At 43.2% G+C, this 15,651-nt stretch carries 12 protein-coding genes; 8 read left to right on the top strand and 4 right to left on the bottom strand.

Features of this window, described 5'->3' with window-relative positions; translation table 11 throughout:
- Window positions 1-26: 26 nt before the first annotated feature.
- The gene (locus KFE98_07195) at window positions 27-1,586 is read left to right on the top strand and encodes a glycosyltransferase family 39 protein (protein ID UTW63915.1); all 1,560 of its coding nucleotides are present in this window, start codon (window positions 27-29) and stop codon (window positions 1,584-1,586) included.
- Between the two features lies 1 nt (window position 1,587).
- Entirely contained in the window at window positions 1,588-2,247 is a 660-nt protein-coding gene (locus KFE98_07190; GenBank protein ID UTW63914.1) for a CoA transferase subunit B, read from the top strand.
- Here the strand turns inward: KFE98_07190 and KFE98_07185 are convergent.
- Window positions 2,244-4,088 (bottom strand): hypothetical protein, encoded by a 1,845-nt coding sequence (locus tag KFE98_07185; protein UTW63913.1) that lies wholly within the window; start codon window positions 4,086-4,088, stop codon window positions 2,244-2,246. The two genes, KFE98_07190 and KFE98_07185, sit on opposite strands and share 4 nt — an antisense overlap.
- Window positions 4,089-4,170: 82 nt before the next feature.
- On the opposite strand from KFE98_07185, the gene polA reads away from it, so the two are divergent.
- On the top strand, window positions 4,171-6,987 hold the full coding sequence (gene polA / locus KFE98_07180; GenBank protein UTW63912.1) for a DNA polymerase I: 2,817 nt from the start codon (window positions 4,171-4,173) through the stop codon (window positions 6,985-6,987).
- A 1-nt stretch (window position 6,988) separates the two neighbouring features.
- Here the strand turns inward: polA and rnr are convergent, their stop codons facing one another.
- Complete coding sequence (rnr, locus tag KFE98_07175; GenBank protein UTW63911.1) at window positions 6,989-9,121, bottom strand: ribonuclease R; 2,133 nt, start codon at window positions 9,119-9,121, stop codon at window positions 6,989-6,991.
- Between the two features lie 145 nt (window positions 9,122-9,266).
- On the opposite strand from rnr, the gene KFE98_07170 reads away from it, so the two are divergent.
- Genes KFE98_07170 through KFE98_07160 form a run of 3 tightly spaced genes read left to right on the top strand, consistent with a single transcriptional unit; the run spans window position 9,267 to window position 11,516 of the window.
- Entirely contained in the window at window positions 9,267-9,782 is a 516-nt protein-coding gene (locus KFE98_07170; GenBank protein ID UTW63910.1) for a ferritin, read from the top strand.
- A 12-nt stretch (window positions 9,783-9,794) separates the two neighbouring features.
- Complete coding sequence (locus tag KFE98_07165; GenBank protein ID UTW63909.1) at window positions 9,795-10,820, top strand: SPASM domain-containing protein; 1,026 nt, start codon at window positions 9,795-9,797, stop codon at window positions 10,818-10,820.
- Between the two features lie 30 nt (window positions 10,821-10,850).
- Window positions 10,851-11,516, top strand: coding sequence for a redoxin domain-containing protein (locus KFE98_07160; protein ID UTW63908.1), 666 nt, complete (start codon window positions 10,851-10,853; stop codon window positions 11,514-11,516).
- A gap of 3 nt (window positions 11,517-11,519) precedes the next feature.
- Here the strand turns inward: KFE98_07160 and KFE98_07155 are convergent, their stop codons facing one another.
- Both KFE98_07155 and KFE98_07150 read right to left on the bottom strand, forming a co-directional pair.
- Window positions 11,520-11,981 (bottom strand): PKD domain-containing protein, encoded by a 462-nt coding sequence (locus KFE98_07155; protein ID UTW63907.1) that lies wholly within the window; start codon window positions 11,979-11,981, stop codon window positions 11,520-11,522.
- 89 nt (window positions 11,982-12,070) lie between these two features.
- Entirely contained in the window at window positions 12,071-13,597 is a 1,527-nt protein-coding gene (locus tag KFE98_07150; protein UTW63906.1) for a hypothetical protein, read from the bottom strand.
- Between the two features lie 547 nt (window positions 13,598-14,144).
- Between KFE98_07150 and rpiB the strand changes: the two genes are divergently transcribed.
- Together rpiB and KFE98_07140 are read left to right on the top strand one after the other, a co-directional pair.
- Window positions 14,145-14,579 (top strand): ribose 5-phosphate isomerase B, encoded by a 435-nt coding sequence (gene rpiB, locus KFE98_07145; protein ID UTW63905.1) that lies wholly within the window; start codon window positions 14,145-14,147, stop codon window positions 14,577-14,579.
- Window positions 14,580-14,583: 4 nt separating this feature from the next.
- The gene (locus tag KFE98_07140; protein ID UTW63904.1) at window positions 14,584-15,648 is read left to right on the top strand and encodes an endonuclease; all 1,065 of its coding nucleotides are present in this window, start codon (window positions 14,584-14,586) and stop codon (window positions 15,646-15,648) included.
- The last annotated feature ends 3 nt before the right edge of the window (window positions 15,649-15,651 follow it).

Raw genomic sequence — 15,651 nt, 5'->3', positions numbered from 1 at the left:
ACGAATTCAATTCAAGGTCGCTTCGAATGATTAACACCCCTCGCCAAAGAGACCTACTCCTAATCACCTGTGTGGCTTTGTGCCTGCGCTGGTTAATGATGCCGTGGGCCGAAACCGTGGATGCCGATGCCGTGTCTCGTATATTTCTGGCCAAGCAATGGGCGGCCCATCCCGATTGGATTTCGGAAGGAGTATGGGGTCCTTTTCACTTTTATCTATTTGGTTCTGTTTTTTGGCTCACGGATGATCATGTTTGGGCTTCTACTTTTTTGCAAACGGTAATTAGTGGATTGACTGCTATTCCGCTTTACTTGCTTGGATCTCGACTTTATGGTCGGGTGGGTGGGTGGGCCTGTGCTCTATTTCTGGTGGCAAATCCGGTTATTTTGCACAACAGCTTTCAAGGCTTATCCTTTCCTCCTTTTGCTTTGTTTACGGCCTGGTCGATGTATTATTTTCAACGGGCGATGGCTTCCGAAGGAAAGGAAAAGGATGCTTTTTATGCAGGTCTTTTTCTCACCATCGCCTCGGGTTTTCGATTCGAAGCCTGGATCCTCATGGCTTTGTTCGCCGGCTTTCTTCTCTGGAAAAAAGGATGGAAATCAACTCTGTCTTTCGGACTCATTGCCGCTTCTTTCCCACTCATTTGGATGGCCGGCAATTGGAGTGCTCACAACAATCCTCTTTATAGTATTACGCCCTACCAAACCTGGTGGAATGAATCTCTCACAGATGCTCAAAAAAACCCAATCATCTGGTGGAAACGTAGGCTTTTCTTTCCCCTTTCACTCACCTACTTGGTGCAACCTATATTGGGGCTCTTTTTCATAGCTATGAGCGTTTACCTAACGCTTAAAAAGAAGTGGAGATTTGAAGTACTCATCTGGTGGGTTCCACTCCTGGTTTTCCTGGTCCTTTGGATGCTAAAGGTGATTAACGGATCTATGTTTATGCAACATCGATTTACTTCGATCCTGTTGTTGCTTCTGGCTCCACTCATTGGAATTCTCACCCAAGCTCCCGGAAAACGCTGGATCAACCATAGTCTGCTATTCCTATTGATTGCCATCAATATTCCAGCCTCCTTCCGTTTCCGGTCCTTCCGAATAGAGAACTTCATTAACCAACCTAAAGAGGTTCGTGAGGCTCTTTTCGACTTTAGAGAAATGGGATTAGAACAAACCACGGCGATTCCCAGACTCAAATCCGGAAAAGTGCGTCCATGGGTTCAAAAACTTCAAGCCCAAAGATTAGAAAATCCCAATGGATTAATCCTGGATTTTATGGGCTGGGAAGAAACCTATCACCTGGCTTTTACGAGTGGATGGCACCCCGACAATATCTTACTCATTCCTGGCGGATGGGAAGGTGATTTTAACCCGGATGCCTTTAAATACTTTTTTGACCGATCTAATAACCTTTCCGGGACCTTGCTCATTCAAAAAAATTCTAAGTTTGATGAGTTATTTGGACCCGATACTCCCGAGCGTTTTTTCGAAGGCCGTGGCATCCGAGTTGAGCTCATAGAATTGGATCGGGACGAAGAATTTATCCTGTATAACTACACCTGGAAAAAAACGACATAACATGGCATTAGATAAAAACGGTATCGCACAACGAATCGCACGAGAAGTTCAGGATGGTCAATATGTAAACCTTGGAATTGGTATTCCCACCTTGGTGGCCAATTACATTCCTGAAGATATTGATGTAGAATTTCAATCGGAAAATGGTTTGTTGGGTATGGGCCCGTTTCCCGTAGAAGGTTCTGAAGATGCCGATTTGATCAATGCAGGTAAACAAACGATTACTACCCTTCCTGGAGCGGTATTCTTTGACTCGGCTACTTCTTTCGCTATGATCCGTGGAAAGCATGTGGACCTTACCATATTAGGAGCTATGGAAGTTTCTGAAAAGGGCGATATCGCGAACTGGAAAATTCCCGGTCGAATGGTAAAAGGAATGGGTGGTGCCATGGATTTGGTTGCTTCGGCTGAAAACATCATTGTGGCCATGATGCACACCAACAAAAAGGGAGAGTCTAAATTACTTCCTGAATGTTCTCTTCCACTCACCGGAGTAGGTTGTGTAAAGAAAATTGTGACCAACCTGGCCGTACTCGATGTAAAACCGGAAGGCGGTTTCCGCTTGGTGGAAAGAGCTCCTGGAGTAAGTGTTGAGGAAGTCGTTCAGGCCACAGCAGGTGAATTGGAAGTTCCTGCTGACGTTCCTGAAATGGTTATCTAATACCGTACGTAGTAAAAATTGACCCGTAAATGGTCTATCCAAACGGGGTCTTTTGAGTCGTTGAGCAAGAAGAAATAGAGGCCTTCCTCATCTTCTTCAAGCGATTGAATTTTATACTCAAATCGAGCTCCATTCCACACGTTTTGTTCCCGGGCACTGGTCGTTAACTTACGAGACATCCATCTGCCTCCACCACCTTTCTTCTGAGTGCCCACCACCGCTACTGCTTGAAGGTCGGGTCGTGAATACAAGGCATCAAAGGTTACTTGCATCACCAGGGAATAACGATTGTCTCTAATGGAATCCGTGGATAATTTTATTTGACCTCCATAAGGAGCCAATCGATCTACCTTGCAGCTGGTCATTCTGTTCTGAAAAGGCGAATGAGGTAACCATACTTCGGGTTGTTTGTTCTCAAAATAGGGAGATGGGTAGTTAAAATCTGTGTAGTAGCATTTTACAGAATCAATTACCTGATTTCTCAGGTATTCAGGTGGATCTGAACTCAGCCATCGGTATGATCCATCGGTCTTTAAAAAGACTTGCCAATACTTGGTATCATCCATGTCATCGTAATGGATGATGTTGGTTACGTACTGGTAGTTTTGCAACAGGTTTAAACCCACAAAAAGCAATACGATTCCAACGGCCATCACCCGACCCATACTCTGCCGAATAACCTGTAATCCCAAAGCCAGAGGAAGAGCAAAAACGGGAAACAAGTCAATCATAGATCGCATACCAAAACTCCCTCCATACCACCAGCACCACCAAGAAGATAGAATCCAGGTATTGACTACGAAAAACAAAACGAATGTTACTCCCGATCGAGGGCTGTTTTTCCAAAGGCGAATCACCCCTGGAAACAACAAAAAGAGCAAGGGAGTATAGACAAACAACCCCTTCCGAAATCCGAAGAGAAAAGGTCCCCAATTAGGGTTGGATAAATCAAAACTCTCCCCCTCGTATGACCACATCCACCAGGAACCGGTTTGCCAATAATACCAAAACGACTGCCCTCCCAACAAAAGAACCGGAAGAAGAATACACAGCCATCCCCAAGGTGAAATGAGAATGGATCGAATGCTTTGAAAGAGATCGCGCCAACCACCGGCCAAAAGCGGCAATATCAATAGGACCAAACCGGAGGTCGGCCGTATAACCACGGTTAATCCAAAACTCAATCCTGCCCAAGCCAGATATTTCCAGTCGCCCTTCCTAAACCACCGGGTTTGAAAATACAGAAAAGCCGATACTGCAAAAAAGGCATAAGCATGGCTAAAGCCCGATTCGTTGAAAACATAGTTGAAGAGGCAAGTACCCATATACACCCCTATGAGGGTCAGATAAATCAAATTATCGGACAGGTTCATCAATTTTAACCACCTCTTGAGAAAATAAATTCCAAGCAGGGAATAAAACAAGGCAGCCAGCATAACGCTCCATTGAAAGGGAGGGGAAAAGCCATCAACCGGATAACCGGAAACCCAGGCAAAAGCAGCTGCTCCCAGAAAAAAGGGCAGTTGCAGCAACGAGGTACCATAATAGTATTTGGTATATCGTTTCCCGTCGGCTGTATTCTTTACGGCATAGGTAAAATTTTGACCGTACCTTTCATTAAAGGTCGGTTCAAAGAGGTAATCGTAATTGGAATCCTGGTAAATGAACAGCGTGGGTAATCCCAAATAATAACCCAAAGCATCGTTTTGGAGAACACCGTACCAATTTCCTTTTTGGTGATGGGGAAGTTTCAAAGAAAACAAGGCTATCATCCAAAACAGAATCAATACCAGATACAAGCCCCGGTTTTGAGCTACACGGTATTTTAGCCAGGCAATCACAACTCGCTAAAATAGCCTTTTTAGCAGCTACATCTACCCGGTGATTTTCTGTAAATTCGGAGCTCACTTAACACCCCGGTTCATGGAGATCAAAGACGAAAACAAAAAGGTGTTTTTTCTAGACGCCTACGCACTCATATTCAGAGCCTACTATGCCTTTATCAAAAACCCGAGGATCAATTCCAAAGGGATGAATACCTCAGCGGTTTTTGGATTTGCCAACACCTTACTCGATCTTCTTAACCGGGAAAAGCCGTCGCACCTGGCTGTGGTATTCGATCACAAGTCACCCAATGTACGTGTTCAGGAATACTCCGAATACAAGGCCAACCGCGACGCTACTCCAGAAGATATCAAAGTAGCCGAACCCTATATCCGTCGTTTAATTGAGGCTTTTAACATTCCCCTACTCGAAGCCGCCGGATACGAAGCGGATGATGTAATTGGAACCTTGGCTAAAAAGGCTGAAAAAGAAGGCTACACTGTTTTCATGATGACCCCGGATAAAGACTTTGGCCAGCTGGTGTCAGAAAACATTTTCATGTACAAACCGGCCCGTGGTGGCGGTGCTCCTGAAGTTTGGGGTGTGCCTGAGGTGTGCGAAAAATTTGGGGTAAATCGTCCGGAACAGGTAATCGACATTTTGGGAATGTGGGGAGATGCTGTAGACAACATTCCAGGAATACCAGGAGTGGGTGAGAAAACAGCAGCCAAGTTGGTTCAGCAATACGACAGCATGGAAGGTTTGTATGAAAACACCCATGAGCTCAAAGGAAAAATGAAGGAAAAGGTAGAGGCGAACAAAGACATCGCCTTCCTTTCTAAAAAACTGGCTACCATTCTTCTGGATGCCCCGGTAGCCTTTGAACCCGATAAATTGATCATGGAAGATCCGAACAAGGATCAACTTCGTGAACTATTTACCGAACTGGAATTTAACAACCTTTCCAAAAAGTTGTTGGGCGAAGAAATTCGAATTCAAGCTCCGGCAAAGCCAGCTTCTTCCGGAAATCAAATGTCTTTGTTTGGTGGAGAAGAGCCAAATGTTGCTGAAGAAACCCTGGAAGAAGAATCTTCGGAAATCAAAAACCTGGAAAATTCACCGCACGAATACCACTTTACAGATACTCCGGAAAAACGGAAATCCTTACTCTACATTCTTCGCGGGCAAAAGAGTATATGCTTCGACACAGAAACTACGGGTACCAATCCCCTACTGGCTGAACTGGTAGGATTGTCCTTTGCTGTAAGCGCCTATGAGGCCTTTTATGTACCCGTGCCTGATACCCTCGAAGGAGCTCAGGCCATTGTGGATGAATTCCGCGATATTCTTGAGGACGAAAACGTAGAAAAAATCGGCCAAAACCTGAAATATGATATTCTGGTACTTCGGAAGTATAATGTGCGCGTAAAAGGCCCTCTTTTCGATACCATGGTGGCTCATTATCTGCTAGAGCCGGATATTCGGAAACATGGTATGGATTATTTGTCCGAAGTGTTTTTGAACTACCAGCCGGTTTCCATTACCACCCTCATTGGTCCAAAAGGCAAAAAGCAAAAATCGATGCGGGATATTCCTCAGGAAAACATCTCGGATTATGCCTGCGAGGATGCCGATATTACACTTCGGCTCAAGCGCAAATTCCAACCGATGTTGGAAAAAGAAAACGAGATGGATTTGATGAAATCGGTGGAAACTCCGCTGATCTCGGTGCTGTCGGATATGGAGGAAGAAGGAATCCGATTGGATACGGAAAACCTCAGCGAACTCAGTGAAAACCTGGGTAAGGATGCCCTAAACGTTAAGGAAGAAATCTACGAACTAGCCGGCATGGAGTTCAACATTTCCTCTCCCCGACAAGTGGGTGAAGTTCTGTTTGATCACCTCAAGGTGGATAGCAATCCGAAGAAAACCAAGACGGGTCAATACATGACAAGTGAGGACGTCCTCAAAAAGCTGGATGCCATGCACCCCGTAGTAGGTAAGATTTTGGACTACCGGGAACTACTCAAATTGAAAAACACCTATGTGGATCCCCTACCTCAATTGGTCAATCCAAATACCGGAAGAATTCACACCACCTACAACCAGGTTATTGCAGCTACCGGCCGATTGAGTTCAGAAGCTCCCAACTTGCAGAACATTCCTGTGAGAACGGAAAGAGGGCGGGAAATTCGAAAAGCTTTTATCCCCAGAAACGAAGATTTTATCCTCCTCTCTGCGGACTACAGTCAAGTAGAATTGCGCATTATGGCGGCTTTGAGTGAAGATCCGGGAATGATTGAAGCTTTTAAAAATGGAGAGGATATTCACGCAGCCACGGCGGCCAAAGTATTTGGGGTAAACTTCGATGAGGTAACTCGTGAAATGCGTTCTAAGGCCAAAGCGGTTAACTTCGGTATTGCCTATGGACAGGGAGCTTTTGGTTTGGCTCAAAACCTCAACATTAGTCGGACGGAAGCTAAAGAAATCATTGATTCTTATTTCACCAAATATGCGGGTGTAAAAGCTTACATGGATGCCTCTATAGAAAAGGCTCGTGACAATGGATTTTGTCAAACGATCTTGGGACGAAAATTAAGGTTGAGAGACATTCATTCTTCCAATCATACGGTTAGAGCTCAAGCCGAACGAATTGCCATTAATGCCCCCATTCAAGGATCGGCAGCAGATATCATCAAGAAGGCGATGATCAACATTCACCGTCGAATGAAAGATGAAAAAGTAGAAAGCAAAATGTTACTCCAGGTACATGATGAATTGATCTTTGATGTTCCTAACCAAGAGAAAGAATTGATCAAAAATCTGGTGGAAGAAGAAATGGCCTCAGCTGTTCAGCTGGTCGTTCCACTGGTTGTGGATAGCGGATTTGGCCACAACTGGCTGGAAGCACACTAAGCTATTGCTCGAGCTTTTCTACCAGTTCAAAATCCAGACGTCGACGAGATAGGTCTGCCGATTTTACGCGGATTACAAGCTTGTCACCCAGGTTAATTTCGCTTTTGGAGTTATGTCCAAGAACCCGGAAATTGGCCTCATCGAAGTAGTAGTAATCGTCGTCTAATTCCCTGAGTCGGATCATACCTTCACATAAGCTGTTTTCGAGCTCTACGTAAATACCCCATTCGCTAATTCCGGAAACGGCACCGGTAAATTCTTTTCCCTCAGTATCCTGCATGTACAGCACCTGGAAAAACTTAACGGAATCGCGTTCAGCATTGGTAGCCCGTTGCTCCATTTCACTACTGTGCTTACACAACTGCTCCAGCTCATCCTCATTGGCCGACTTGCTATTGGTTTCGTAGTATTCCAACAAGCGATGAACCATCATATCCGGATACCGGCGGATGGGTGAGGTAAAGTGAGAGTAGTACTGAAAATGCAATCCGTAGTGGCCAATGTTATCGGTGGAATATTCAGCCTTAGCCATGGTTCGAATGGCCAGATTTTCTAAAATGGACTCTTCCCGTTTGCCTTGAATTTCATTGAGCAACTGGTTCATATTGGAAGCCACATTGCCTGACGAAAACTTGTAGTTGTAGCCAAACTTTCGAATGAATTCGGAGAAAACGGCCAACTTTTCCGGATCAGGATTATCGTGTACCCGATAAACAAAAGCCTTTTTAGTTTGCCCACCATTTACCGATTTTGACACGGTTTGATTAGCGAGCAACATGAATTCTTCAATCAGCTTATGAGCATCCTTTTGAACTTTAAGAAATACACCTTCAGGCTTTTTCTCTTCATCCAATTGGAACCTTACTTCTACTTTATCAAAGGCAATGGATCCCTTTTTGATTCGCTTTTCCCGAAGGACTTTAGCGAGGTCATTCAGCTTGTGCAATTCCTCTTCGTAATCGCCTTTTTTTCCTTCCAAAATTTCCTGTACTTCCTCGTAGGTAAATCGCCTATCGGAGTGTATTACGGTCCTTTTGATTCGGTAATTAACCACCTCAGCCTGGTCGTTCATTTCGAAAATACAGGCATAGGTGAGTTTGTCCTCATTCGGACGAAGTGAACAAACCACATTGGAAAGTTCTTCAGGAAGCATGGGAATCACCCGGTCTACAAGATAAACCGAAGTAGCTCGCTCAACAGCCTCTTTCTCCAGCTCCGTTCCTGGTCTCACATAATGGGTTACATCGGCAATATGTACGCCCACTTCCACATTCCCATTTTCGAGGGAACGGAAAGACAAGGCGTCATCAAAATCTTTAGCATCTACCGGGTCGATGGTGAAGGTAGTAACCTCTCTAAAATCTTCCCGCTTTTCAATTTCCGATTTAGGAATTTCCATCGGAATTTGGGCTGCCTGAAGCTTAACATGTTCTGGAAAATCGAGGGGAAATCCATATTCCACCAAGATTGAATTCATCTCGGCTTCGTTATCTCCTGGATATCCAAGTACTTTTTCTACCCGACCAAAAGGACTGGATGCCTTTTCAGGCCAATCTGTCATTTGAACAATGACCTTTTGCCCATTCTTAGCTCCGTTAAATTTGGATTTAGGAATAAAGATATCCACCGGCATTTTATCATCATCGGCGATCATAAAGGCAAAACGATCCGTAATTTCCATGGTTCCCACAAAAACAGTCTTTTTGCGTTCCACCACTTCGAGTACCGTGCCTACCAGTTTACTTTTTCCTTCCTTGGATACTTCCACTTTTACGCGGTCTCCATTCAAGGCCTTACCAATTCTACGGTTTGGCACATAAACGTCCTTCTCCATACCCTCCACAATGACATAAGCAGAGCCTTTGGAAGTCATATCAATCAATCCTTCCACCACTTGAGTCACGTAATTGAGTTTGTATTGCCCGGGTTGAATTTCTACCAACATACCTTGTTGGGCCAATTTCTCCAGGTTATGCTGAACAATGCTTTTCCCCTTTTTTGTATTCAGGCTTATACGACGCGCCATCTGCCTGTAATTGTAGGGCTTGTTGGGAGTGTCGTGAAATATGGATAAGATGTAATTCCCAATACTTTTATCCGCGCCTGATTTCTGCTTTTTCTTCTTTCTCCCCAATCTTGTTATGTAGATTTATTCCAAATTCCCTCTTTTCCGCTATTTTTCCTGCAGGAGTCCACAAATTATGTGCAAAGTTTTAAAAGTAGACATAATTTTGACGTAGAAAATCACTCCAGGTTTTCTTTTACTAAAAACACACACTATGCTCGCTAAGAAGATTGAGGACGCATTAAACGAACAAGTACGATTGGAAGCGGCTTCTTCCCAATTTTATCTTGCTATGGCCAGTTGGGCTGAGAATCAAGGATTTAATGGCACGGCTACTTTTATGTATGCTCACTCTGATGAGGAAAGAATGCACATGCTTAAGCTTATGCAGTACATCAACGAGCGCGGTGGTCATGCGGTAGTTTCAGCTTTGGATCAACCCTCAACGGATTACAATTCCTTGCAAGAGGTGTTTGACAACTTGCTGAGCCACGAAGAATTGGTTACCCAAAAGATTAACGAATTGGTTTTCCTCTGTCTGCAAGAAAAAGATTACACCACTCACAACTTCCTGCAGTGGTACGTTTCGGAGCAAATTGAAGAAGAAGCTTTAGCCCGCACTATTTTGGATAAACTCAAATTGATCGGAAACGACAAAGGTGGATTGTACCTGTTTGACCGCGATGTGGAAAACATTCAGGTAAAAAGTGTTGCGGCTAACAATGGATAATTCTCCTTTGTTTTGACCAAAGCCCAATTGGCAGACGCACTGAACCTGTGGAGTAAACTTACCCCGCGGCGTTTGTTCAATGCCATTCAGGTTTTCGTTGGTTATTACTATTCCAGAATTACCCGCTCACCCAAGCCTTGGGGTGCACCCATTTCTCTTTCTATTGAACCTACCACTACTTGCAATCTGGGTTGTCCGGAATGCCCAAGTGGTCTACGTTCCTTTACCCGACCCACCGGTAATTTGGAGACCGGTATGTTTCAAAAAGTGTTGGATGAACTGGGTGATCGATTGACGTATTGCACTTTTTATTTTCAAGGCGAACCCTACCTCAATCCCAAGTTTTTGGATTTGGTAAAACTGGCTTCCGATCGGGGTATTTACACCAACACCTCGACCAATGCTCATTTTTTGAGAGATTCGGTTGCCCGTAAAACGGTGGAATCCGGACTGGATAGAATCATCATTAGCATCGACGGAAGTACCCAGGATGTTTATGAACAATACCGGGTAAATGGTAAACTGGATAAGGTGATTGAAGGAACCAAAAATCTGGTTCGGTGGAAAAAAGAACTCAAGAGTAAAACACCCTACATCATCTTTCAATTTTTAGCGGTTCGTCCCAACGAACATCAAGTGGAAGAAGTGAGGCAATTGGGTAAGGATTTAGGAGTGGATGAAACCAAAATAAAAACGGCTCAACTCTATGATTACGAGGATGGAAATCCATTAATGCCTACCCAAGAAAAATACTCCCGCTACAAAAAAGGAAAAGACGGAAAATACCAGATCAAAAACCCTCTACTCAACCACTGCTGGAGAATGTGGCAGGGTTGTGTAATCACCTGGGATGGCCGAATTGTTCCTTGTTGTTTTGACAAAGACGCCAAACATCAATTAGGTAATCTTTCGAATCAAAGTTTTTACGACATTTGGACCTCAGATCCTTACCTGGATTTTCGCAGGAACTTATTGACATCGAGAAAGTCTATTGACATTTGCACCAATTGTACCGAGGGAACTAAGGTATGGAGCTGATTTTTTGATCTTTTTAATTCTCCCTTTATCATGAAAGTTAACTCTCTCCTTTTAGCTTCAATCGCCTTATTTGCCGGATTAGTCACTGCTGCATTTTACCCAAGTGCTGGTGCTCCAAAAGCCATCGTTTCTGAAGAAATGAAAGCCTTGGAAATTGGTGCTGTTGCACCGATGGCTGAGGTAAAAATGAAAGATGTTTCGGGAGAAAGTTTTTCCTTGACGGACCTAAAAAAGGGTAACGGATTACTCGTTATTTTTTCTTGCAACACCTGTCCATTTGTGATAGGTCATGGTGAAAAAGAAGGCTGGGAAGGTCGCTACAACGGCTTGTTTGAAACCTGTGAAAAAAATGAGATGGGAATGGTTTTGGTCAATTCCAATGAGGCTAAAAGAACCGGTGATGATTCCATGGATGAAATGATCAAAAGAGCCCAGGAAAAAGCCTACAAAATGAACTATGTTTTGGATCCCGGATCAGCCATGGCTGATGCCTTTGGAGCTCGCACCACACCACATGTTTATTTGTTTGACAAAGACTTGAAATTGGTTTATCAAGGAAAGATTGATGACAATGTGAATAGCGCCAAAAAAGTAAAGGCTGAATACTTAAACGATGCGTTGAAAAATCTGGCCAACGGTAAACCTTGCGATCCCAACCGCACCGAAGCTTTGGGATGCAGCATTAAGCGTATTTAAGCCTCAATAGAGCTGGCAGGAATACCCTTCTTCCTGGTGGTGTTTAACTTCCTCATCCAGAGAATCGAAATAGGGATCCACATTTGAACCACAAAGCCGTTTTACAATGCTTCCTTTGGTGCATAGGTAGCATTTATCCACCACGTTAATTCTCATTTCTGCCATGGTTGGATTTCCAACTCCCAATCCATCTCGGGAATAGGCTTTTAATTTCACCAGATAAGACCCAGGATGATTGTAAGTATGCGAAAATGAACTTTCGTATTCATACTCTGTCTGCACTCCCCAATAGGAATCATAGACTTCGTATTCCCAGTCCACACCACTGGTGCGCTTTGAACAAGAATTGAAAACAACAGGCTCACCTACAAGCACTTCATTGGAAGAAGCATCAATACAAGCTTCGGGTTTGCAGGAAACCAAAGAAATGGTCAGAAAAAGGGTTCCAAACAAAAGATATTTCATGTTGATCGTATAGGGTTCGACGACCAAAATATAAAAATCGATTTTAAGGGTGGTTTTAAGGCTTTAATTTCAGATTTGAGGGTAGGATACTATTTGATCTTTACATTGTCATATTTCTTCTCCCTACCATCCTTAAATTGAATCTTGAGCAGAATGGAAGCATCCTCATTGTAGCGAATCCAATATCCTTCTTTGGAACCGTACTCGTATTTTCCTTCCAGCATTTTACGTCCACTTGGGTAGTAATACCGGTGCTTACCCACGGCCAAACCTGATTCATATTTTCCCCGAAAACGAACCACACCATTGTTGTAATAGTGCACCCATTCGCCTTCGCGCTGACCATTGACATATTCGCCAGTTTCCTTGTAATCATGCACTTGGTAAACCCATGGACCTTCCTCCATTCCTTCCACATACTCCCCTTCAGAGAGCACCGTTCCAGAATCGGAGTATTCTACAAAGGGTCCATTTTCGATGCCGTAGGTGTAATACTCATCGCGCCAAACTTGTCCACTTGGGTAAAACCATTCCCAGTGTCCATCGTAGTACTCGTTTTTGGTAAATGATCCCTTCTGCTCTACCTCTCCGGTGGGGTAATAGAAAATCCATTCTCCGGTTTTTAATCCCTTGTCGTAGATTCCCTCAGCTCTGAGCTTTCCATCCTCGTAATACTCCTTCCAGTGATCGAACTTAATTCCATCCTGATCAGCCAATCCTTCACCCATCAAATTTCCGGCGCGATACACCTGTGCAGCAACTACATTTCCGGCCGTATCGAATTGTCTACAAATACCTTCACGAAGTCCTGCAGGATTGTAATTGCAAATGGAAGAAATTTCTCCATTGGAATGAAAAGTGGTACGAATATCCAGAAAATCAATTTCTTCTGAATCTTCATCCAGTTGCCCATCCATGTATTTCTGGGTGTTGATCAACAGCCCTTTTGGGTTGTATTCTTTCCAGTATCCGGTCTTCTTGTTGTTCCGGTATTTTCCTTCTGATTTTACCGTACCGTCTTCGTAAAATTCCTTCCAAAGTCCTTCTTTTTGGCCGGTTGTATCACGTCGGTTAAGTTCCTCCCGTTTGTACACAAAATCGTTTTTGTATTCCACCATGGAAATGATTTTGCCGGTACGATCGTAGCCGTAAGCCATGCCGTGTTTCTTGCCCCACACGTAGGGTATTTCTTCACTTACACGGCCATCATCGTGGTAATAATAGGCCATTCCATGCAGCGTATCGCGGGTAAAAGGCAGAGAAGATTCTAAAAATCCTTCGGATGCATAAGTCAGCGTACGACCATTGCGAATATTTTCTCCGTACTCGATTTCTTTCAGCAGAATACCTTCTTCGGAATAAAACTTCCATTTACCAGACAGCAAATGATCTACCCGGCTACCGGAAGATTTTACCGCACCATTTTCAAAATAGGTAATCCAATAACCTTCGGGCTTACCATTCACCAAATAACCCTCGCTAGAAATCGCGCCGCTAGAATATTTGAATTGTTGGAAAGTTCCTCCCGGTATTTCCGGAATACTGTCTTTGTTTTGGGCCGTGGCCCATGACATCATACAAAACAGAAAAAGGAATACACTTAGGGATTTAAACATCTCCAATTATTTATTTAAATATTTAAAAAAGTTATTAGTAATAGTATTATGCTGTTGATAGTGTTTGAAAGTCGTTGCCAAAATTATTGGATTTCTGCTTTATCAAAATTTAATAACATCAAATGAACAGATTAATTTTTCTAAAGGCTTGAAAATTAGCAGGAGGTTTTTGGTTTTACACAATAGTTAACAATTTCAACACCCTGTTGATTATTGAAAAGTTTTGGTGAATTTGACTCCTAGTAACGTATTTCGGAGAGTGAATAAGTACTCAAAATAAAAAGCAATTCACTCTTGATTTCCTCGACAGAATAGTCAATTCACATTTTAGGGGAATAATGCAAGAAAAAAGTTTGAGGAGTTTTTAACGGTTATCAACGGTGTTATTAAACGTAATCTTAACCCATTGTTAATTCATTGAAAATCAACCTATCTTAAAGTTAACTCTGTCTTAACTACCTGTAAACTACCTAGAAATCAATTTTCCTTTCCTATTTGATGATTCCGAAAGCCAGGGTAAATGTATTTTTGTCCAAAATAGGAATCTATGAAACTTGCATTGGGAAGCGATCACGCTGGATTTGATTTAAAGGTTGAAATCAAAAGTTACTTGGAAGAACTGGGTCACGAGGTAGTTGACTACGGTCCGGGTTCTGCTGAGCGTTGTGATTATCCTGATTTTGCACACCCTGTGGCAAATGCTGTTGAAAACAAGGAAGTAGAATTAGGAATCCTCATGTGTGGAAGTGGAAATGGGATCAACATGGCCGCAAATAAGCACCAAGGTATCCGTTCGGCTTTGTGCTGGCAAAAAGACATCGCTGAATTAGCCAGACAACACAATGATGCTAATATCTGTGCACTTCCTGCTCGATATTTGGAAGTAGATAAGGCGAAGGAAATTGTTCACGCCTTTTTAGCGGAGTCTTTTGAAGGTGGTAGACATGCTGATCGTGTGGCTAAAATTCCAATGAACCACTAGTCTTGTGAAATCCTTCGGCTCGCTTCTTATTTTATTGGGAATTGTTTCCCTGGTTTCGGGCCAAACCTATTACGATAAATTACCGGAATCATTCAATGATTTTCCTCGTGGAGAAGATGCCATTCGCGTGTCTTTCTACAATGTTGAAAACCTCTTTGATACTTACGATGATTCCTTAAAGCGGGATGAGGACTTTACTCCAAAGGGAAATCATTATTGGAACAATTACCGTTTTTACGATAAGCTAAACAAGTTAAGTAAAGTGGTTATGGCGGTTGGCGGTTGGGAACCTGTTGAAATCGCCGGATTCTGTGAATTAGAAAACCGCTATGTACTGGAGCAGCTATTGAGTGAAACTCCATTATCGAAGAACAACTATGATATTGTTCACTTTGAATCGCCGGATCGACGGGGAATTGATGTGGGACTTATCTATCGGGCTGAAAAAGTTGAGCTGCTAAGTTCCAAACCCATTCCAATAACCTTTCCGTGGGATAGTGCTTACAAAACCCGAGATATTCTATACGCTCAATTCAAAGTACTGGAAAAAGATACCCTGCACCTCTTTATCAATCACTGGCCCAGTAGATGGCGAGGGCATTTAGAAACTCAACCAGCCCGAATGCATGTTGCCCGGGTATTAAAACAAGAGGTGGATCGGATCCAATCGGAAGATCCTTCTGCACGAATTTTAATTATGGGCGACTTCAACGATCAGCCAGTGGACAAAAGCATGAAAGAGGTACTCAATGCCAAATTGGATACGACTAATCTTGATTCTACTGATCTGGTAAACATGATGTTTGATAAATTGGAGAATCAAGGCACTCACAAATACCAAAGTGAATGGGCTGTTTTGGATCAGGTAGTTGTGAGTGCACCTATGCTTACCAAATCCAAGGGCCTTGTTGTTCGAAACAAACAAGCTCAAATATTTTCAGCTCCTTTTCTAATTGAGCGGGATGAGAAGCATGGCGGTACTAAGGTTTACCGAACCTATATCGGTATGAAATACCATGGTGGATACAGTGACCACTTACCGGTGTTTATCGACCTCAAAGTATTTTAATTT

The organism is bacterium SCSIO 12741 (assembly GCA_024398055.1).
Lineage (GTDB): Bacteria > Bacteroidota > Bacteroidia > Flavobacteriales_G > Salibacteraceae > SCSIO-12741.
This window is presented reverse-complemented; position numbering and strand designations above follow the sequence as displayed.